We start from the raw sequence: 19,328 nt of genomic DNA on the forward strand, positions 1-19,328 counted from the left end.
CCGGTGTTGACATCGCGCAAGCGAGCGAATGTATGGTCGAAATCCGTCGAAACCGAGCGGGTTTATCGGCGTTTCCGGTCCAGGGTTTCCAGAGCTCTCAGTTGGGGGTTGGGGCACGTGAACGGTTTCCGGGGAGATGGCGTGGACGGCAGAGCGGGGGCGGTGTCGTGCTGATCAGGCTGGCGGGTCTCGTCACGATCGAGCACCCGGGGTGTGCGCCGCAGCACCTGTCGAGTGCGCAGGCGCAGGTGGCGTTCGCGCGGCTGGTGCTGGAGCGGGCCGCGGGCACCAGCCGCGACCACCTCGCGGACACGGTGTGGCCGGACGGGCTGCCCGACACGTGGGCGTCGGCGCTGCGCAGTGTGGTGTCGCGGGTGCGGGCGTTCGTGGCGGCGCCGGGGCAGGCGCCGGGGGTCACCCCGCTGATCGCGCAGGGCGGGCGGTACATGCTGCGGCTGCCCGAGGACGCGGCGGTGGACCTGGAGGCCGCGGAGTCGGCGGTCGGGGAGGCGGGGGAGGCGCTGGGCGCGGGTGCGTTCGCGGTGGCGCAGCAGCTGGCCTCGGGGGCGATCGCGAACCTGCGCGGTTCGTTCCTGCCCGACCACGAGGGCGAGTGGGTGAACGGGGTGCGCGAGCACGTGGACGAGTTGCGGATGTCGGCGCTGGAGACGGCGAGCCTGTCGGCGTCGGCGCTGGGCGAGGAGCACCACGCGCTGCGGTTCGCGGACGAGGCGGTGCGCCGGGCGCCGTTCCGGGAGAGCGCCTACCGGTGCCGGATGGCGGCGCTGGCGGCGGCCGGGAACCGGGCGGAGGCGCTGCGCTGCTACCAGCAGTTGCGGCGGGTGCTGGCGGAGGAGCTGGGGATCGATCCGGCGCCCGAGACGCAGGAGCTGTACCTGGGGCTGCTGCGCACGCCGGCTCCGGTGCCGGAGGCGCCGGTGGTGGTGCGGGCGGTGGATCCGGTGCTGATGGGGATCTTCGAGCCGTTGGCGACGCGTCCGGCGCCGGTGCCCGGTCCGGGGCGGGTGGGCCGGGCGGCCTGAGCCCTGGGGATCTGCGGGTGCCCGGGCCTCCCTCTGCGGGGGCCCGGGTGCCCGCATCGGTGTTGCGGGCCTGTTGCGGGCCTGTCGGGGCGGCGGCGCGAGGGGCGGCGCCGTAGTAGCGTCGTCGCCCGGCAGGGCGGTGCGGGTCTCGGGATAGGGGTGGTGGGGCGTGGTGCGGGCCCGGGGCGGTGTGCGGGTGCTGGCGCATCCGGGGGTGGAGCAGGTGGGGGTGCAGCAGGTGCTGGAGGCCCTGGCGGACCCGGCGCGGCGGGCGGTGGTGCGCCGTCTGGCGCACGCCGGGTGCGCTCTGAGCTGCGGGTCCTTCGACCTGCCGGTCTCGCGGTCGACGTCGACGCACCATTTCAACGTGCTGCGCCAGGCGGGGCTGGTGCGCCAGTACTACGTGGGGACGATGAAGATGAACGCGCTGCGCTCGGAGGAGCTGGAGGGGCGTTTTCCGGGTCTGCTGGCGGCGGTGGTGGCGGCGGCGGACGCCGAGGCGGGGCCCGAGGCCTGACACGGCGTCAGGTCCCTGTGGGATTGGGGGACCTGACGCCGCGTCGGGCTCGGGGGTCTGGCTCGGGGGTCGGGCTCGGGGGTTTCGGGGTCGGGTTCAGGGCCGGACGGTGACGACGATCTTGCCGACCTGGGCGTTGGACTCCAGGTAGCGGTGGGCGTCGGCGATGTCGTCGAGGCCGTCGAAGACCCTGTCGACCAGCGGGGCGAGGGTGCCGGCGCGCAGGCCCGCGGTGATGAACGCGACGGCGCGGCGCAGCCGTTCGGGGTCGGCGGCGACCTCGAAGACGGTGTAGAAGCGGCTGGTGATCGGGGCGAAGGTGTCGGCGCCGGGCAGCGGGGTGGGGCGGGGGTCCAGGCGTCCGTAGACGATGAGGGCGCCGCCGGGGGCGAGGGCGCGGGCGAGGTCCTCCACGCCGGGTCCGCTGACGGGGTCGAAGGCGGTGCGGGCGCCGCGGCCGCCGGTGATGGCGGCGACCTCGGCGGGCAGGTCCTGCTCGCCGGTGACGATAACGTGGGCGGCGCCGGCGTCCAGGAGTTGGCGGCGCTTGGCGCGGGTGCGGGTGGTGGCGATGGGGACGGCGCCCAGGTGGCGGGCGGTGCGGATGGCGGCGAGGCCGACGCTGGAGGAGGCGGCGGTGATCAGGGCGTGGTCGCCGGGGCGCAGGTGTCCGTCGGCGGCCAGCGCGCCGTAGGCGGTGAGGTAGGGCATCCACAGGGCGGCGGCCCGGACCGGGTCCAGGCCCGGGGGGCGGTGGACGGTGGCGGCGGCGGGGACGAGGACCAGGTCGCCGTAGGTGGGGTAGTCGTTCTGGGAGAAGAGCGGCAGGACGTCGACCCGGTCGCCGGGGGCGAAGCCCTCGACGCCCGGGCCGGTCGCGTCCACGGTGCCCACGGCCTCGCAGCCCAGGCCCGAGGGCAGGTCGGGGCTGGTGAGGTAGGTGCCGGTGCGGAAGAGCACCTCGGCGCGGTTGAGGCCGATCGCCTCCACCTTGATCCGCAGCTCCCCCGCGCCCGGGGCGGGGGTCTGGACGTCGTGGACGGCGAGGACCTCCGGTCCGCCGATCCGGTCGAACAGTACGGCCCTGGCCATGGTGGCGCTCCCCTGGTGTGCGTGCCGGCCTTGCGTGCCGGTCCCGTGTGGCGGTCTTGCGTGGCGGTCCCGTGTGGCGGTCCCGTGTGGCGGTCCCGTGTGCCGGTCCCGTGTGGCGGTCGGGAACCCACCAAACCCCTTGTTCCGAGAACTGTCAAACTTCGACGGTTCTCGGAATAAGGGGCGGGGGAACGGTGTTGACGTACCGTCACGGGCGGTGGGGCGGGCCCGTCACCAGGTGGCGCCGCCGGGCTGGCGGGTGGTGGCGTTGATGCGGTTGAAGAAGTTGGTCAGACTGATCCACAGCACCAGGCTCGCGAGCTGCTTCTCGTCGTAGTGCGCGGCGGCGGCGTCCCACACCTCGTCGGGCACCACGGCCCGGTCGGCCAGGCGGGTGACGTGCTCGGCGAGTTCGAGCGCGGCGCGCTCGGCGTCGGTGAAGTAGGGGGCCTCGCGCCAGGCGGCGACCGCGTGCAGCCGCTCGTCGCTCTCGCCGTTCTTCTTCGCGCCGGCCACCCCGCCGATCACGCAGTAGCTGCAGCCGTTGACCTGGCTGGCGCGCAGGTGCACCAGCTCCAGGGTCGACTCCGGCACGCCGCCCTTGCGGGCGGCCTTCGCCACGGCGAGGATCGCCGGCATCGCCTCGGGGATGACGACGGCGGGGTTGGCCATACGGGCGTCGTTGTTCATGGGTCTCGCTCCCTGCTCCGCGTTTGGTGCTGTCCTCCCTTTGACGGAACGCGGCGCGCGCGTGTGACAGGCGGCGCGAAAAAGTTTTCCCGCTCCCCCGCCCGGCCGCGCTGCGGGCCCGCGGGCGGGTCCGGGGGCGGGTCCGGGGGCGCGGGGGGCGGGCGCGGGCGGGCGCGGGTCAGGGAGCGGTGGTCAGGGAGCGGGTGGCGAGGGCCAGGCGTCGGGCGGCCTCGGCGAGGTCGCCGGGGTCGGCGGTGGCGGCGAAGCCCAGGCGCAGGTGGGCGGCGGGGGCCTCGGCGGGGAAGTAGCCGGCGCCGGCGTCGACGCACACCCCGTGGGCGCGGGCGGCCTCGGCGACGGCGGTGTCGGTGAGGGCCGGCGGCAGGCGCAGCCACAGGTGCAGGCCGCCGGCCGGGGGGCGGGCGGGGGCGAGGTCGGGCAGTTCGCGGGCCAGTGCGTCGGACAGCGCGGTGCAGCGCTCGCGCAGCGCGGCGGCCAGGGCCCGCAGGTGGCGCTCCCAGGCGGGGGTGCTGAGCAGTTCGACGGCGGCCTCCTGCAGGGGGCGGGCGATGAAGAAGTCGTCGACGCGGCGCATCGCCTGCAGGCGGCGCATGACCGGGCCGCGGGCGACCAGGGCGCCGATGCGCAGGCTGGGCGAGGCGGGCTTGGTGAGGGAGGTCAGGTGGATCACCGTGCCGTCGCGGTCCTCGGCGGCCAGCGGGGGCGGCAGCGGGCGGCCGTGGCCGAGGTGGCGGGCGAAGTCGTCCTCGACGAGGAACGCCCCGGCGGCGCGGGCCACGTCGACGATCTGGCGGCGGCGTTCGGGGGCCAGGGCGGTGCCGGTGGGGTTGTGGACGGTGGGCTGGCAGTAGAGCAGGCGGGCGCCGGTCATGGCGAAGGCCTCGGCGAGCAGGTCGGGGCGGATGCCGTCGGCGTCGATCGGCACGGGTACCGGGCGCAGGCCGGCGGCGCGGGCGGCGGCGAGGGCGCCGGGATAGGTGGGCGACTCCACCAGGACCGGGGCGCCGGGTGCGGCGACGGCGCGGAAGAGCATCGACAGGGCGCCCTGGCCGCCGCCGGTGATCAGGACGTCCTCGGGGCCGACCGCGGCGCCGACCTGGCGGGCGAAGATCGCCCGCAGCGGGGCGAGGCCGGCGACCGGGGCGCGGTGCCAGGCGTCCGGGCGGCGGGCGGCCCGGGCCAGGGCCGCGCCCAGCGCCCGGGTGGGCTGCAGGTCCTCGTGCAGGTAGCCGCCGCACAGGGCCAGGGCCCCGGCGGGCGGCGGTGCGGGGCGCTCGGCCTCCTCCGGCCAGGGCGCGTCACGGCCCTGGTCGCGGGAGGCGGCGGACAGGGCCAGGGCCTGCCAGGAGGTGTCCGGCGCGTCCCCGCCGCGGGCCGGGCGGCGGGGGGCGACGTAGGTGCCGCTGCCGGGGCGGGTGACCACCGCGCCCTCGGCGGCCAGTTGGGCGATCGCCCGGGAGACGGTGACCGGGCCGACCCCGTGACGGGCGATCACGTCGCGGCTGCTGGGCAGCCGGTCGCCGGGGGCCAGGGCGGCGACCTCCGCCCGCAGGAGCGCCACCAAGGTCTCAGTACTGCTACTGTCGGACATGAAGATACAGAATAGCGCTTTTGTCCCGGGGTCGGAACCGCTCCCCGCCGCCGGCGCCCCGGCGCCGGGCCTGTGGCGCAACCGCGACTTCCTCACCTTCTGGCTCGGCGAGACGGTGTCGCTGCTCGGCACCCAGATCACCGCCCTGGCCCTGCCGCTGACCGCGATCCGCGCCTTCGGCGCCAGCGACGAACAGGTCGGGCTGCTGCGCTTCCTGCAGCTCGCCCCCTACCTCGTCCTGGCCCTGCCGATCGGTGTCTGGAGCGACCGGGTGCGCCGGCGGCCCCTCATGATCGGCGCCAACCTCGTCCGGCTGCTGCTGATCGCCCTGGTCCCGCTGCTGTACTGGCTCCACGCCCTGGACCTGGGCCTGCTGCTGGCGATCGCCTGCGCCGTCGGCACCGCCTCGGTGGCCTTCGACGTCAGCTGGATGTCCTACGTGCCGGTCCTGGTGCGCAGCCCCGCGCACTACGTGGAGGCCGGTGCCAAGATGGGCGCGAGCTCGTCGGCCGCCGACGTGGCCGGGCCGGGGCTGGCGGGCCTGCTGGTCTCCGCGCTCACCGCGCCGGTGGCGCTGGTGGTGGACGCCTGCTCCTACGCGCTGTCGCTGGTGTCGCTGCTGCTGATCCGCACCCCCGAGCCGGCGCCCGCGCCCGGGGCGCGGCGCCACCTGGTGCGCGAACTGCGCGAGGGGCTGGGCTGGGTGCTGGGCGACCGCGTCCTGCGGGCGCTGGCGCTGGTCGGCTTCTGCTGCAACTTCTCCATGGTCACCGTGTGGACGATGTTCCTGCTGCACGCCGCCAACGACCTCCACCTCGCGCCGTCCGCGCTGGGCGCCGTCCTGGCGACCGCCTCCCTCGGCGGGCTGGCGGGCGCGCTGCTCTCGCGCCGGGTGATCGCGCGCTTCGCGCTCGGCCGGGTCTACCTCACCGCCCAGTCGGCCCTGCTGCTGGGCCCGCTGCTGATCGCCGCGGCCGCCGGGCCGCGGGCGGTGGTGCTCGGGATGTACGTCGTGTCCTTCTTCACCACCTACCTGGGCCTGGGGGTGGCCGGGGTGGTCATCGTGAGCCTGCGCCAGAGCCTGACCCCGCAGCCGATGATGGGACGGATGACGGCGGCCTTCCGCACCCTGCTGTTCGGCGGCGGCGCCCTGGGCGGCCTGTGCGCGGGCCTGCTCGCCGGGCGCATCGGCGCGGGCCCCGCCCTCGTCGTCGCCGCGGTCGCCTCCGCCGCCGTCGTCCCCGCCCTGGTCGCCTCCCCCGTCAGCCGCCTGACGTCCCTGCCCGAGGCCGTGCCCGGAGCCGAGGCCGTGCCCGGTCCCCGGTGAGGGCGGCCGGGCCGGGCAAGGGGCCGGGCCGGTGCACTCCGGGGTGCACCGGCCCGGCCCCCGCCCGGGGGGAGGTGACGGTCCTACGGGCGACGGCCCCGGAAGTGGCGGTCCGTCAGGCGCGGGCGCCGGGAGGGGTGCTTCAGGTGATCGACACCCCGCTGTCGATGCTCAGGACCTGGCCGGTCATACAGTCCTGGTCGAGGAAGAGGCCGATCGCGCGGGCCACCTCCTCGGGGGTGACGAAGCGCGGCACGGGGGCCTTGTCGCGCATCGACTCGATGACGTGGGCGGGCAGGGTGTCCGTCATCGGGGTGATCATGAAGCCCGGTGAGAGGGCGTTGACGGTCACCCCCCGCCGCCCGCACTCCGCCGCCAGGGTGCGGGTCAGGCCGATCAGCCCGGCCTTGGAGGCGGAGTAGGCGGTCTGCCCGGCGGTGGCGATCAGACCGGACGGGGAGACGATGTTGACGATCCGCCCCCAGCGCGAGCGCAGCATCGCCGGCACGCACGCCCGGGCGGTGTGGAACGCCCCGACGAGGTTGGTGTCGATGACGCTGCGCCACTGCTCGGGGTTCTGCATCGCCATCAGCGAGTCCTTGCGGATCGCGCCGTTGTTGACCAGCACGTCCACCGGGCCCAGCCGCTCGCCGATCTGCGCGTACAGGGCGCTCACCTGCGCCCAGTCGCCGACGTCGCCGGTGACGACGACGCAGTCGTTGACGAGCTTGTCCGCCACCGCCTCCGCCTGGGCGCGGGAGCTGTTGTAGTGCACCGCCACCCGGCAGCCCAGCGCGTCCAGTTCCACCGCCAGCGCCTGGCCCAGTCCCCCGGAGGCGCCGGTGACCAGCGCCACCGGCTGTTCGGGCCGCACGCCCTGCGCCTTCGCGCTCATCGCGCCCCTCCCCACTTCAGCAGTACCGAGCCCCACGTCATCCCCGCCCCGAACCCGGCGAGCAGCACGTGCTGGCCGGCCCGGATGCGTCCGGCGTCCAGCGCCTCCGACAGGGCGATGGGTATCGACCCGGAGGCGGTGTTGCCGTACTTCTCCAGGTTGGTGACCAGCCGGTCGGCGGGGATCCCGGTGTGGTTCAGCACCGAGTTGATGATCCGGATGTTCGCCTGGTGCGGCACGATGTGGTCCACGTCCGCCGGGGCCAGCTTCGCCGACTCCAGCGTCTCGCGCACCGTGCGCACCGTGTAGCGCACCGCGTTGAGGTAGATCTCGTTGCCGTTGATCTTCGCGTAGTGCAGGCCGCGCCGGACCGTCTCCTCGGTGGTGGGCATCCGGCTGCCGCCGGCCGGCACCTTGAGGCTGTCCTTGCAGGTGCCGTCGGCGCCCAGGTTCCACGCCAGCATCCGGTTCTCCGGGCCCGGCTGCAGGACGACGGCGCCCGCCCCGTCGCCGACCAGGATCGACAGGTCCCGGTCGGCGGGGTTGGCGGTCAGCGTGTGCGTGTCGGAGCCGATCAGCAGGATCGGGCGCGGGTCCAGGTGCATCAGACCCGCCGCCGTCACCAGCCCGTACACGAACCCGGCGCACTCGGAGTTGACGTCGTGCGCGCTGCCCGCGATGCCCAGGGCCTCGTGGACGAACGCCGACGTCGCCGGCGAGGGCTGCTCGGGGGTGGCGGTGGCCACGATCAGGTGCGCGATGTCCGCCCCCGTCAGCCCCGCCCGCTCCAGCGCCCGGCGCCCGGCCTCGACGGCCATCGAGGCGGTCGTCTGGCCGGGCCCGACCGCCCGGCGCTCACGGATACCGCACCGGGAGACGATCCAGTGCTCGTCCACGCCGAAGCGCTTGGCGAGCTGCGCGCTGGTGACCACGCGCTCGGGCACGGAGATCCCCCACCCGGTGATGTCGAAGCCGCTCATCCGGGCGCCCTCCTAGGCGCTCTGCTGCGGCACGAGCGCCAGGATCCGCTCGTGGACGACGCGCAGGGTGGTGGTGTCGTCGATGTCCGCGAACAGCGACTCGTCCGCCGGGATGTGCGGGTACTGGTTCTGGAAGCCGTAGAGCCACTCCATCAGGTCCAGCGAGTCGACGTCCGCGATGTGCTGCAGCGCGGCGTCCGCGTCGATCTCCTGTGCGCCGGAGACCGCCTGCAGCTGGCCGGCCAGGTCCTCGATGGTGGGGATGTCGGACATGAGCGTGATTCCTTCCGTCAGCGCCGGCAACCATGCCTGCGTCGATGCCGCCGGGCCAACTCTTCGCCCCGGGCCTTGCCACGCATGGAACCCGCCCCGGCGCAACCAAAGAGCAAGCAGGGCGGCGGCGTTCACCTTGCGCCCGCCTTGCGAGGCGCGCGCTTTCCTCAAACCCGAATCCCACCCCTGCGCGCCCCGCCACCACCAGAAGGAGCCCCGCATGACCACCGTCGAGGCCAGGTCCATCAACCCGGACGTCGAGGCGATCCGCCACCACTACGAGGTCGGCAACGAGCTCTACCGCCTCATCCTGGGCCCCACCATGATGTACTCCGGCGGCTACTGGGAGGACGGCGAGGACCTCGTCGCCACCCTCGACGAGGCCCAGGAGCGCAAGCTCGACGCCTTCGTCGACCTCGCCGGCGCCGCCGGGGCCGCCAAGGTCCTGGACATCGGCTGCGGCTGGGGCACCATGCTCAACCGCCTCACCACCGTCCACGGCGTCCAGCAGGCCGTCGGCGTCACCCTCTCGCGCACCCAGGCCGACTTCGTCGCCGCCATCAACAACCCCGCCATCGAGGCGAAGGTCGAGAGCTGGGAGGACCACAAGGCCGACGGCGAGCCCTACGACGCCGCGTTCTGCATCAACGCCCTGGAGCACTTCGTCCTGTCCAGCCTCACCCCCAAGGAGCGCACCCAGCGCTACCGCGTCTTCTTCAAGCAGGTCCACTCCCTGCTCAAGCCCGGCGCCCGCTTCGTCCTGCACACCATGACGGTGGAGAACCCGCCGCTGCGCCGCCAGCTCCTGGACGACCTGAAGTTCCTGCAGCGCGAGGAGTTCGAGGGCTGCCACATCCCGCGCCTGCCCGAGCTCGCCGCCGGCCTCGACGGCCTCTTCGAGGTCACCGAGATCCGCAACGAGCCGGAGTCCTTCGCCCGCGCCTGCCGCGCCTGGCTGGAGCTGCTCGCCGCCCGCCGCGAGGAGGCCGTGGCCCTGGAGAGCGAGGAGACCGTCGCCCGCTTCGAGCGCTACCTCGACATCTTCGCCTACACCCTCGAGGACCACATCTTCAACAACTTCCGCGTCACCCTGACCCGGCGGGCCTGAGGGGAGCGCGCACCATGACCACCACCACCGAACCCCCCGCCACCGCCCGCCCCGAGGGGGGCGGGCGCCCGGTGCGCGACCTGCGGGTCGCCGTCATCGGCTCCGGCTTCTCCGGCCTGGGCACCGCCGTGCGCCTCCTGCAGCAGGGCATCGACGACTTCCTGGTCTTCGAACGCGCCGACGAGGTCGGCGGCACCTGGCGCGACAACACCTACCCCGGCTGCGCCTGCGACGTCATGTCCCACCTGTACTCCTTCTCCTTCGCCCGCAACCCCGAGTGGAACAGCACCTTCGGCGGCCAGGGCGAGCTGTTCGCCTACCTCAAGGACACCGCCGAGCGCTTCGGCGTGCGCCCCTACCTGCGCCTGGGCCACGAACTGCTCGCCGCCCGCTGGGACGAGGACCTGCGCCGCTGGCACATCGAGACCTCCCAGGGCCACTACACCGCCCAGGTCCTGGTCACCGGCACCGGCTACCTCTCCGAGCCGTCCGTGCCGAACCTGCCGGGCCTGGACACCTTCCAGGGCACGGTCTTCCACTCCGCGCGCTGGGACCACGGACACGACCTCACCGGACGCAACGTCGCCGTCATCGGCACCGGCGCCTCCGCCATCCAGTTCGTCCCCAAGATCCAGCCCCAGGTCGGACGCCTGGACCTCTACCAGCGCACCCCGCCCTGGGTGGGCCCCAAGAACGACAAGCCCACCAGCACCCGCCAGCGCTGGATGCTGCGCCACCTGCCCGGCTACCAGCACTTCCGGCGCAGCTTCAACATGCACGGCCGCGAGATCCTCGCCTTCGTCATGTCCCGCCCCGCGCTCGCCACCAAGATGCAGAAGATGGCCAGCGACCACCTCAGGAAGTCCGTCGCCGACACCGACCTGCGCCGGCGCCTGACCCCCGACTTCATCCTCGGCTGCAAGCGCCTGCTGTTCTCCAACACCTGGTACCCGGCCATCCAGCAGCCCAACGTCGACATCGTCTCCGACGCCATCACCGCCATCGGCCCCACCTCGGTCACCAGCGCCGACGGCACCAGCCGCGAGGTCGACACCATCATCCTGGGCACCGGCTTCCACGCCACCGACCGCCCGGTGGCCCGGCGCATCCACGGACGCGGCGGCATCTCGCTGCGCGACACCTGGAAGGACGGCATGTCCGCCCACCGCGGCACCACCGTCGCCGGCTTCCCCAACCTGTTCATGCTGCTCGGCCCCAACACCACCCTCGGACACTCCTCCCAGGTCGTCATGATCGAGGCCCAGATCGCCTACGTCATGGACGCCCTCAAGGCCATGGACAAGCGCCAACTGGCCAGCGTCGAGGTCCGCCCCCAGGCCCAGCAGGACTACAACACCGCCCTCGCCGCCAAACTCGACGGCACCGTGTGGAACGCCGGCGACTGCAAGAGCTGGTACATCGACGCCGGCGGGCGCAACAGCTCCATCTGGCCCACCTACACCTGGCGCTTCCGCCGCCAGACGCGCCGCTTCGACCTGGAGTCCTACCAGGTCGCCACCCTCACCGGCGCCGACAGGCTCACCGGCGCCCGCACCGCCGCCTGACCACACCACAGCGCGGCACGAGGCACCACAGCACCACAGCACCACGGCGCAGCACCGCACCACGGCGCAGCACCGCACCACGGCACGCAGCACCGCGCCGCGGCACGAGGCAGCACGGCACCACGGCACCGAGCAGTACGGCAGCACGGCACCGCAGCACGGCAGCACCGCAGCACGACGCACCACGCCCTGGCACCACCGCCGTCCGAGCAACCGACAGCGCGCACACCCACCCGCTGACACGACGATCGGGAGAATCTGAGATGAGCAAGGCAGCACTGTCGCGGCGCGGCCTGATCACCGGCATGGCCGCGGCCGTGGTGGGCTGGAACACCGCCACCCGTTCCTGGGCCACCACCGCCGACACCACCACCCTGAACGCCGCCACCGTCTCCGCCGTACCCGCCCTGGACGGGACCCTGGTCACGGCCCCCGCCACCCTCGCCGGCTACTCCGGCGACTTCGGCCACCTGGTCAGCGCGGCCCCCCGCGCCGTCCTGCGCCCCGGATCCGTCCAGGACATCGTCAAGATCGTCAACTACGCCCGCTGCAACGGCCTCAAGGTCGCCATGAACGGGCGCAGCGGCACCGGCGAGGACCTGGAGTCGCACTCCAGCTACGGGCAGGCCACCGCGCCCGGCGGGATCTCCATCGACGCCCGCTCGCTGAACCGGATCGTCTCCATCGGCGCGAGCAGCGCGGTGGTGGAGCCGGGGGTGACGTGGGCGCAGCTGACGGAGGCGGCGCTGGCGCAGGGCAGGACCCCGCCGTGCCTGACGGACTACCTGCACCTGTCGGTGGGCGGGACGATCAGCATCGGCGGGATCGGCGGGACGGTGCAGAAGTACGGCCTGCAGGCGGACACGGTGGAGTCGATCGACATCGTGACCGGGACCGGGCAGCTGGTGACGGCCTCCGCGACGCGCAACCGGGACCTGTTCCAGGCGGCGCTGGCGGGCGGCGGCCAGGTGGGCATCATCGTGCGGGCGACGGTGAAGATCGTGCCGGCGCCGGAGCGGGCGGTGGTGTTCAACCTGTTCTACGACGACCTGTCGGTGTATCTGGCCGACCAGGAGCGGCTGCTGGCGGACGGGCGGTTCGGCTCGCAGGTCGGGGAGGTGCTGCGCAACGGTTCCGACACCGCGTGGCGGTACAAGATCGAGGCGGTGGCGTACTACAGCGGCTCCGCGGTGCCGGACCGCTCGGTGCTGCTGCAGGGGCTGTCGCCGGTGGCGGCGGACACCACGGCGGTGGACCAGTCCTACCGGGAGTACACGTTCCGGGTGGACGGGTTCGCGGACGCGCTGAAGGAGGGCGGGTACTGGCACGAGCCGAAGCCGTGGCTGAGCCTGTTCCTGCCGGCCTCCACGGTGGGCACGTTCATGCGCGAGGTGGTGCGGGACCTGACGCCCGGTGACATCGGGGCGGGGTTCCTGCTGTTCTACCCGTACGCGTCGGCGAAGTTCACGCGGCCGTTCGCGGTGATCCCGAACGAGCCGGTGGGGTGGCTGTTCGACCTGCTGGCGTTCCCGGCGCCGGGGTCGGACGCGCAGGCGATGCTGGAGCGCAACCGGCGGCTGTACGACCGGGCGGTGGCGCTGGGTGCCAAGCGGTACCTGGTGGGCGCGGTGCCGCGGATGACGCGCGGTGACTGGCAGCGGCACTTCGGCACCCGGTGGGACGCCCTGGTGGCGGCCAAGCGCAAGTGGGACCCGTCGCGGATCCTGACGCCCGGTCAGGGGTTCTTCGGCTGAGCGGCGGCCCCGGGGGGCGGGGCCCGGCCCCGCCCCCGGCCTCTTTCGTTCCCTTGGTTCTTCTCGTTCTCTTCGTGATTCGTCGGCGTGCGCCGTGGTGTGCGCGCCCTGCCCTGGGCTTGCGCCCATTGGGAGGTTTCCGTGAACAGCTACGACATCGTCGACGAGGCGATCATCGACGCGCCGGTGGAGCGGGTCTGGGAGGCGCTGGTCGCCGAGCTGGGCGGTGCGGCGCACTGGTGGGTGCCGCACAACACGTTCGAGCCGGGGGCGGTGGGCCCGGAGCGCGAGGGCGGCAGCACCCTGGTGACGGTGCACACCAAGGGCGTCGACAAGGGCGGCCCGAAGCTGCGGTTCACCGCGCGCACGACGGCGGTGGAGCCGGGGCGGCGGCTGGCGGCGGACTACGTGGCGGGGGCGTTCCGCGGCAGCAGCGAGTTCCGGCTGACCGCGGTGGACGGCGGGGCCCGCACCCGGCTGTCGATGGCCTTCCAGGCCGCTCCGCAGGGGTGGCTGCGCCTGCTGGCGAAGGTCGCCGACATCGGTGCGGAGCACTCGCGGGCCACCCGCAACGCCTTCGCGCACCTGGACGCGCTGCTCGCGGGTGCGGGTGCGGGTGCGGGGGGTGCGCGGTGAGCCCGGGCGCGGGTGCGGGCGTGCTGAGCGCCCCCGCCGACGGCACTGCCGGCGCTGCCGGCGCTGTCGGCGCTGTCGGCGCTTCGGGCACGGCCGGTGCCCGGGTGGCGGCCGGTGCTGTGGTGGTGGCGGACGCCACGGTGCGCACCGATGACGGGGCGCGGCTGGTGGTGACCGTGCACGCCCCGGCGGGCGGTGCGCGCGAGCGCACGGTGGTCCTGGCGCACGGGTGGGCCGCGGGGCGCACCGTGTGGGAGGGCGCGGCGCGGGTGCTGGCCGCGGGCGGGCACCGGGTGGTGTCCTTCGACCAGCGCGGGCACGGCTCCTCCACGCCGGGCGGCGAGCCGATCGGGGTGGAGCGCCTGGGCCGGGACCTGGAGGCGGTCATCGAGCGCCTGGTGCCGGCCGGTGAGGCGGTGGTGGTGGCCGGGCACTCGGGCGGCGGGTTCGCCGCGCTGTCGCTGGCGGCGCGCTGGTTCGCCGCGGACCCGCGGGCGGCGGGCGGGCGGCTGCACGCCCTGGTGCTGGCCGCGAGTGCGGCGCACGGGCAGGACACCCCCGCCAGTGAGGTGCGGATGATGGGCAGTGCGCTGTTCGGGCGGGCCCTGGGGGTGCCGTGGCTGGGGCGGCGGCTGCTGGCGCAGACGCTGGGCCCGAAGGTCGCGCTCGGCGCGCAGGAGGCCAACCGGCGGCTGTTCGCGGCCACCGACCGCGGGGTGCGGGCGGCGTGCTTCGCCTCCACCCGGGGGATGGACCTGCGGGCGGCGCTGGCGGCGGTGACGGTGCCGGCGGTGGTGATCGCCGGCGAGGCGGACAAGGTCGTCGATCCCAAGGACGGGCGGGCGCTGGCCGGGGCGCTGGCGCACGGGCGCTTCGAGTCGCTGCCCGCGGCCGGGCACATGCTGCCGCTGGAGGCCCCGCACCGGCTGGCCGCGGTCATCGCCGAGCTGGCCGGGCGCTGATGGGCGCCGCCGCGACCGCCGTGGCCCGGCCCGCGGCCGCGGCCGGCGGGCCCGCGGCGGCCCTCGCCGGCCCCCGTGGCACCGGCGTTGCCGGTACTGCCGGTGTTGCCGGTGTTGCCGGTGACGGTGGTGCCGGCGGCGGGCGCGGGGTCTTGCTGGGGCGGGTGCTGCCCGCGGCGGTGGCGGTGGCCGAGGCGTTCGACGACCTCGCGCCGGCGCCGCTGTTCGCCGCCGAGCAGGCCCTGATGGCCGGGCGCGGCGAGCGCCGGCGGCGCCAGTTCGCCACCGCCCGCACGTGTGCGCGGCGCGCGCTGGCCCAGCTCGGCCAGCCCGGCGCGGCCCTGCTGCCCGGTCCCGGCGGCGCCCCCCGGTGGCCCGCCGGGACCACCGGCAGCATCACCCACTGCGAGGGCTACCGGGCGGCGGCCGCGGTGCGCACCGGCGCGCTCCTGTCGCTGGGCATCGACGCCGAGCCGGCCCTGGCCCTGCCCGCCGGCGTGCTGTCGCTGGCCGCGGGCGAGGAGGAGCGGCGCCACCTGGCGGCGCTGCCGGCGGGCGGGGTGCCGTGGGACCGGCTGCTGTTCTGCGCCAAGGAGGCCGTGTACAAGGCCTGGTACCCGCTGGGGCGGCGCTGGCTGGGCCTGCGCGATGCCGAGGTGCGCCTGGATACGGCGGGGACGTTCAGCGCCGTGCTGCGGGCGGGCGCGGCGCCCGCGGGGGTGCCCTGGCACTACAGCGGGCGCTGGGTGGCGGACGGCGGCCTGCTGCTGGCCGCGGTCGCCGTACCCGCCGTACCCGCCGCGCCCGCGGCGGCCCGTGCGGGCGCGCCCGGTGCGGGTGCGCCCGGTGCGGGTGCGCCCGTCGCGTGGGCCTGCTGAGGGCGCCGCCCCTGCGGCCCGGGCCCACTGCCCCCCCCCTTTTCGCCTCTTCGCCCCCGTCCCGGGCCCCCGGTCGCCGTGTGCGGCCGGGGGTTCGGGGTTTGCGCGTTCCGGGTCTCCCGGACCGGGGGTGACGGCGGGTCGGCCCGGCCGGGGTTCGGGGGTTGTCAGCCGGCGAGGACGACGGTCTCGGCGGGGCCGCTGAAGGGGGCGGGCTGGGCGGGGGCGCCGGCGGCGGCCAGGCGGCGGTGTTCCTGGGGGCTGATGCCGCGCACCCGTTTGAAGGCGGCGCTGAGGGCGAAGGCGTTGCTGTAGCCGACCTTGCGGGCGGCGAAGGCGACGGTGCACTCGGGTTCGCGCAGCAGGTCCGCGGCCACCGCCAGGCGCCAGCCCGCGAGGTAGGCCATCGGCGGCTCGCCGACCAGGGCGGTGAAGCGCCGGGCCAGGCCCGCGCGCGAGACGCCGACCTTCTGGGCGAGGTCGGCGACGGTCCACGGGCGGGCGGGGTCGTCGTGGATCAGGCGCAGGGCGGGGCCGACGACGAGGTCGTGCTGGGCGCGGTACCAGGCGGGGGCGCCGGAGTCGGGGGCGGCGAGCCAGCTGCGCAGGACGCTGACGACCAGGAGGTCCAGGATGCGGTCCAGGACGAGTTCCTGGCCGGGTTCGCTGCGGCCGATCTCGGCGGAGAGGAGTTTGACGAGGGTGTCGTCGGCGCCGGTGCCGGCGGGGCGCACGAGCAGGGCGGGCAGGCAGGCCAGCAGGCGCTGGCCGATCTCGTGTTCGGCCTGGTAGGTGCCGGAGAGCATGACGCAGGAGGTGGTGTCGTCGGGGCGGGTGTCGCCCCAGGTGCGCACGCCCAGCGCCATCGACTCGGCGACGTCGGTGCCGTCGCGCGAGCAGCTCTGGCCGGGTCCGATGAGGACCTGGACGGGGGTGTCGGGGTCGTCGGAGACGGTGTAGGGCTCGGGGCCGCGCACGATGGCCACGTCGCCGGGGCGCAGGAGCAGCGGGGTGCCGCGTTCGGGCAGGATCCAGGCGTCGCCGCGGATCATGGTGACGACGGACAGGGGGGCGCGGTCCTCGATCCGCAGGGACCACGGGGGGCTGAGGATCGAGCGGAGCAGGAACGCTCCGCGCGCCTTGGGGCCGTCCAGCAGGCCCGTGAGAGTGTCCATGGTCGAAGTCTAGACGCCGGAACATGGATTGACGTCGCGTCATTTGAGAGAGTCTTGAGTGGTCGGGATGGGTCCCGGCCGCGATCCGTTGGATGATCGCAGGGTATGTGTTGCGCAACTCACCGGAGGGAAGCCCACGATGGAACTGTCGCGTGTGATCGCGCTCGTGGCCGCCACGATCACCACCGGCCTGACGGCCGGCCTGTTCTACGCCTACGCGTGCTCGGTGATGCCGGGCCTGCGGGGCGTGGACGACCGGACGTTCGTGGAGGTGATGCAGCGCATCAACGTGGCGATCCTGAACGGCTGGTTCGTGCTGGGGTTCGTGGGGGCGCTGCTGTCGACGGGGGCGGCGGTGGCGCTGCACCTGCCGGCGGCGGGGCGCGACGTGCTGCCGGCGGTGGTGGCGGCGCTGGTGTTCTACGTGGCCGCGCTGGCGGTGACGCGCAAGGTGAACATCCCGCTCAACGACGCGCTGGCGGCGGCGGGCCAGCCGGGCCGGATCGCGGACCCGGCGGCGGTGCGGGCGCGGTTCGAGGCGCGGTGGGTGCGGTGGAACGTGGCGCGGGCGCTGCTGTGCACGGCGGCGCTGGGGTGCCTGTGCTGGGCGCTGGTGCTGCACGGCGGCAACTGACCGCCGGGCAACCGGCCGCCGGGCAACTGGCCGTCCGGCGGCGGGATCCGGCGCCCCCGGCGCCCTGGGCGCGTGCCGCGCCCAGGGCCGGGGGCGCCGCCCTCCGGTTTTCCGGGGGGTGCCGGGGTGTTCAGCGTGCCGCCGGGGGTGCGGGGGGTTTGCGGCGCAGCGGGGCGAGTTCGCGGGCGAGGGTGTGCAGGTCGGCGGCGATGCGGTGGGCGATGTCGCCGGCTCCGGCGCCGGGGGGCAGGTGGCGGCTCCAGGAGCGGGCGCGGGCGGGGCCGTCGTGGGTCATGTGGAAGGTCAGGCGCAGGGCGCCGTCCAGGTCGACGAGGGTGATCAGGACGTGGGTGTCGGACAGGTCGATGGCGACCTCGTTGCCGATGCAGGAGCAGCGTACGAGGTCGGCGATCTCGGCGTCCGCCAGGTGTTTGGCGAGCTGGACCGCCTTTCCCTCGATGCGAAAGGGTCGCAGTGCGGGACTCACGGTGGGTGCCGTCCTTCCCTTCGGGGTCCCTGGTGCCCGGTGGCACCGGGGCGCCCGGGCGCCGGTGAGGGATGTGCGGCGCGCGGTGCCCGCCATGATGCGCCTGCCGGGTGCCCGGTGTCCAAGTCGCCCGGCGTGTGGGCGACTTGCGCGGCGGCACGAGGGGGCGCGCGGGGCGCACGGCGGCCTGTTGCGCTCGCGCCGGGGGCGGCCGGGGAGGGGTCAGTTCCGGTCGCTGTGGTGGCGTTCGTGGCGCAGTCCCTCGCGCAGGAGGTCGGTGATGCGCAGGACCTGTTCGGGGCGGGCGCGGCCGAGGTCGATCAGGTAGTCGCCGCTCAGGCGCCCGTGGTGCCAGTCGACCCCGACGCAGGGCAGTGCGGCGCCGGCGAGCGCGAGGACGGCGAGGAGGTCCTCGGCGGCGCAGGCGGCCTGGCGGCGGCGCTCGGCGGCGGTGCGGGCGAGGAGGGATTCCATCAGCACGCCGCCGAGGGGCGCGGCTCGAAGCGGCGCCAGGCGGCGTCGGCGGCGCCGTAGGTGGAGAACCCCGCGAGGGCCCCACAGCTCTCGTGCAGCCACTGCCCCGTCCTCTCGTTGCGCACCCGGTACAGGCGGGCGCCGGGGTCCCACCGCACGCCGTAGCCGTGGAGTTTGGGGGTCGGCACTCGGGCAGACATAACGGAACCCTCCGCATCGGATCTTTCACTCTCTGTGGGGAAGATGGTTGCGGACGGGCCTCGTCCGCGGAAGCATCTGAACGGGACAATCACAGGACCGGGTTGTGAAGTTGGGGGCCCGTTGAACAAGAAGGAACTCGACCCGGCGTCGTCGCCGGCGGCGGCGCTCGGGGTCCAGCTGCGGAGGTCGCGCGAGGCCAAAGGCCTCACCCAGGCGGGGCTGGGTGCGCTCGTCGGCTACTCGGCCACGTTGACCTCCTACATCGAGCGGGCGGAGCGCACCGCGGACCGGGCGTTCGCCGAGAAGGCCGACGATGTCCTGGAGACAGGCGGAACCCTCCAGCTCATGCTGCTGGCCCTGCACCGCTCGGCCCTGCTCGCGGGGTTCCCGGACTACGTCGACCACGAGGCCCGCGCGACCCGGATCCGGGTCTTCGAGATCGGCATCGTGCCGGGGCTCCTGCAGGCGCCCGGCTACGCGGCGGCCGAGGCGGCCGGCTGGGTCGCGCGCGGAAGCGTCACGCAGAAGCAGGCGGACGAACGGCTCGCGCTGCGCCTGTCGCGCCAGAGGGTCCTGCGGCGCAGACCCGCGCCCCTGGTCCACGCGATCCTCGACGAGGCGTCGATCAGGTGGAGCCCGGACGGCCCCGAGGTCCTGGCCGGGCAGCTCGCGCACCTGGAGGCCCTCGCCGCGCTGCCCCACGTCGTCCTTCAGGTGCTCCCCTTCTCACTCGGCGCCCGGCGCACCTTCCACACGCCGGTGACCTTGCTGAACCTCCCCGGACGGGCCCGGATCGGGTACGCCGAAACGGTCCGACGCGGCTACCTGGAACGGGATCCGGACGTCCTGGACTCCTGGAGCCGCGACTTCGACCGGCTCCAGGTCGACGCCCCCTCGGTGGCCGATTCACTGGCGATCATCCGCGCCGCGCGAAGGGAACTTCACAACGGCGCCCCGCCTGCGCCTGCCTGCCCGGCCGGGACCTGACGCCCTGCCCCGCCGGCCCGCGCACCCTCGTGCCCGGG

General features: G+C 74.7%; 21 protein-coding genes. 11 read left to right on the plus strand and 10 right to left on the minus strand.

Features of this window, described 5'->3' with window-relative positions:
- Nucleotides 1-167 precede the first annotated feature (167 nt).
- A complete protein-coding gene (locus tag ACFVVX_RS11830) occupies nt 168-1,043 on the plus strand; it encodes a BTAD domain-containing putative transcriptional regulator (RefSeq protein WP_387944156.1) in 876 nt (291 codons plus the stop codon).
- A 229-nt stretch (nt 1,044-1,272) separates the two neighbouring features.
- Nucleotides 1,273-1,560 (plus strand): ArsR/SmtB family transcription factor, encoded by a 288-nt coding sequence (locus tag ACFVVX_RS11835; protein ID WP_387944158.1) that lies wholly within the window; start codon nt 1,273-1,275, stop codon nt 1,558-1,560.
- A 96-nt stretch (nt 1,561-1,656) separates the two neighbouring features.
- On the opposite strand, the gene ACFVVX_RS11840 is transcribed toward ACFVVX_RS11835, so the two are convergent.
- From ACFVVX_RS11840 to ACFVVX_RS11850, 3 genes are all read right to left on the minus strand, one after another.
- A complete protein-coding gene (locus ACFVVX_RS11840) occupies nt 1,657-2,652 on the minus strand; it encodes a zinc-dependent alcohol dehydrogenase family protein (protein WP_387944160.1) in 996 nt (331 codons plus the stop codon).
- A 231-nt stretch (nt 2,653-2,883) separates the two neighbouring features.
- Entirely contained in the window at nt 2,884-3,342 is a 459-nt protein-coding gene (locus ACFVVX_RS11845; RefSeq protein WP_387944162.1) for a carboxymuconolactone decarboxylase family protein, read from the minus strand.
- Between the two features lie 178 nt (nt 3,343-3,520).
- Entirely contained in the window at nt 3,521-4,954 is a 1,434-nt protein-coding gene (locus tag ACFVVX_RS11850; protein ID WP_387944164.1) for a PLP-dependent aminotransferase family protein, read from the minus strand.
- Here ACFVVX_RS11850 and ACFVVX_RS11855 point away from each other — a divergent pair.
- The gene (locus tag ACFVVX_RS11855; RefSeq protein ID WP_387944166.1) at nt 4,953-6,281 is read left to right on the plus strand and encodes an MFS transporter; all 1,329 of its coding nucleotides are present in this window, start codon (nt 4,953-4,955) and stop codon (nt 6,279-6,281) included. The two genes, ACFVVX_RS11850 and ACFVVX_RS11855, sit on opposite strands and share 2 nt — an antisense overlap.
- 142 nt (nt 6,282-6,423) lie before the next feature.
- On the opposite strand, the gene ACFVVX_RS11860 is transcribed toward ACFVVX_RS11855, so the two are convergent.
- Genes ACFVVX_RS11860 through ACFVVX_RS11870 form a run of 3 tightly spaced genes read right to left on the minus strand, consistent with a single transcriptional unit; the run spans nt 6,424 to nt 8,429 of the window.
- Nucleotides 6,424-7,176, minus strand: a complete 753-nt coding sequence (locus tag ACFVVX_RS11860; RefSeq protein WP_387944169.1) for an SDR family oxidoreductase — start codon at nt 7,174-7,176, stop codon at nt 6,424-6,426.
- Nucleotides 7,173-8,156: a 3-oxoacyl-ACP synthase III family protein gene (locus ACFVVX_RS11865; RefSeq protein ID WP_387944171.1), complete on the minus strand. Its 984-nt coding sequence runs from the start codon at nt 8,154-8,156 to the stop codon at nt 7,173-7,175. Before ACFVVX_RS11865 ends, ACFVVX_RS11860 begins: the two co-directional genes overlap by 4 nt.
- A 12-nt stretch (nt 8,157-8,168) precedes the next feature.
- Nucleotides 8,169-8,429: a hypothetical protein gene (locus tag ACFVVX_RS11870; protein ID WP_387944172.1), complete on the minus strand. Its 261-nt coding sequence runs from the start codon at nt 8,427-8,429 to the stop codon at nt 8,169-8,171.
- Nucleotides 8,430-8,649: 220 nt separating this feature from the next.
- Between ACFVVX_RS11870 and ACFVVX_RS11875 the strand changes: the two genes are divergently transcribed.
- The 6 genes from ACFVVX_RS11875 to ACFVVX_RS11900 all read left to right on the plus strand — a co-directional run bounded on the left by ACFVVX_RS11875 (nt 8,650) and on the right by ACFVVX_RS11900 (nt 15,332).
- Nucleotides 8,650-9,537: a class I SAM-dependent methyltransferase gene (locus tag ACFVVX_RS11875; RefSeq protein ID WP_387944173.1), complete on the plus strand. Its 888-nt coding sequence runs from the start codon at nt 8,650-8,652 to the stop codon at nt 9,535-9,537.
- A 14-nt stretch (nt 9,538-9,551) separates the two neighbouring features.
- Nucleotides 9,552-11,102 carry a flavin-containing monooxygenase gene (locus tag ACFVVX_RS11880; RefSeq protein ID WP_387944175.1) on the plus strand — a complete coding sequence of 517 codons (1,551 nt, stop codon included), beginning with the start codon at nt 9,552-9,554 and terminating at the stop codon, nt 11,100-11,102.
- A 263-nt stretch (nt 11,103-11,365) separates the two neighbouring features.
- Nucleotides 11,366-12,856, plus strand: coding sequence for an FAD-binding protein (locus ACFVVX_RS11885; protein ID WP_387944177.1), 1,491 nt, complete (start codon nt 11,366-11,368; stop codon nt 12,854-12,856).
- A 141-nt stretch (nt 12,857-12,997) separates the two neighbouring features.
- Entirely contained in the window at nt 12,998-13,492 is a 495-nt protein-coding gene (locus ACFVVX_RS11890; RefSeq protein ID WP_387944179.1) for an SRPBCC family protein, read from the plus strand.
- On the plus strand, nt 13,489-14,454 hold the full coding sequence (locus ACFVVX_RS11895) for an alpha/beta fold hydrolase (RefSeq protein ID WP_387944181.1): 966 nt from the start codon (nt 13,489-13,491) through the stop codon (nt 14,452-14,454). The genes ACFVVX_RS11890 and ACFVVX_RS11895 overlap by 4 nt, the downstream gene beginning before the upstream one ends.
- 152 nt (nt 14,455-14,606) lie before the next feature.
- Nucleotides 14,607-15,332, plus strand: a complete 726-nt coding sequence (locus ACFVVX_RS11900; protein ID WP_387944183.1) for a 4'-phosphopantetheinyl transferase — start codon at nt 14,607-14,609, stop codon at nt 15,330-15,332.
- 167 nt (nt 15,333-15,499) lie between these two features.
- Here ACFVVX_RS11900 and ACFVVX_RS11905 read toward each other — a convergent pair whose 3' ends face one another.
- Nucleotides 15,500-16,507, minus strand: a complete 1,008-nt coding sequence (locus tag ACFVVX_RS11905; RefSeq protein WP_387944185.1) for an AraC family transcriptional regulator — start codon at nt 16,505-16,507, stop codon at nt 15,500-15,502.
- Nucleotides 16,508-16,646: 139 nt separating this feature from the next.
- Between ACFVVX_RS11905 and ACFVVX_RS11910 the strand changes: the two genes are divergently transcribed.
- Nucleotides 16,647-17,141 (plus strand): DUF1772 domain-containing protein, encoded by a 495-nt coding sequence (locus tag ACFVVX_RS11910; protein WP_387944187.1) that lies wholly within the window; start codon nt 16,647-16,649, stop codon nt 17,139-17,141.
- A gap of 130 nt (nt 17,142-17,271) precedes the next feature.
- On the opposite strand, the gene ACFVVX_RS11915 is transcribed toward ACFVVX_RS11910, so the two are convergent.
- The 3 genes from ACFVVX_RS11915 to ACFVVX_RS11925 all read right to left on the minus strand — a co-directional run bounded on the left by ACFVVX_RS11915 (nt 17,272) and on the right by ACFVVX_RS11925 (nt 18,302).
- Nucleotides 17,272-17,628 carry a hypothetical protein gene (locus ACFVVX_RS11915; protein ID WP_387944189.1) on the minus strand — a complete coding sequence of 119 codons (357 nt, stop codon included), beginning with the start codon at nt 17,626-17,628 and terminating at the stop codon, nt 17,272-17,274.
- 222 nt (nt 17,629-17,850) lie between these two features.
- Nucleotides 17,851-18,108 (minus strand): hypothetical protein, encoded by a 258-nt coding sequence (locus ACFVVX_RS11920; protein WP_387944191.1) that lies wholly within the window; start codon nt 18,106-18,108, stop codon nt 17,851-17,853.
- Entirely contained in the window at nt 18,102-18,302 is a 201-nt protein-coding gene (locus tag ACFVVX_RS11925) for a hypothetical protein (protein WP_387944193.1), read from the minus strand. The genes ACFVVX_RS11920 and ACFVVX_RS11925 overlap by 7 nt, the downstream gene beginning before the upstream one ends.
- Before the next feature lie 121 nt (nt 18,303-18,423).
- Here ACFVVX_RS11925 and ACFVVX_RS11930 point away from each other — a divergent pair, with 121 nt between their 5' ends.
- A complete protein-coding gene (locus ACFVVX_RS11930) occupies nt 18,424-19,290 on the plus strand; it encodes a Scr1 family TA system antitoxin-like transcriptional regulator (RefSeq protein ID WP_387944195.1) in 867 nt (288 codons plus the stop codon).
- The last annotated feature ends 38 nt before the right edge of the window (nt 19,291-19,328 follow it).

The sequence above is a fragment of the Kitasatospora sp. NPDC058170 genome (assembly GCF_042883905.1).
Lineage (GTDB): Bacteria > Actinomycetota > Actinomycetes > Streptomycetales > Streptomycetaceae > Kitasatospora.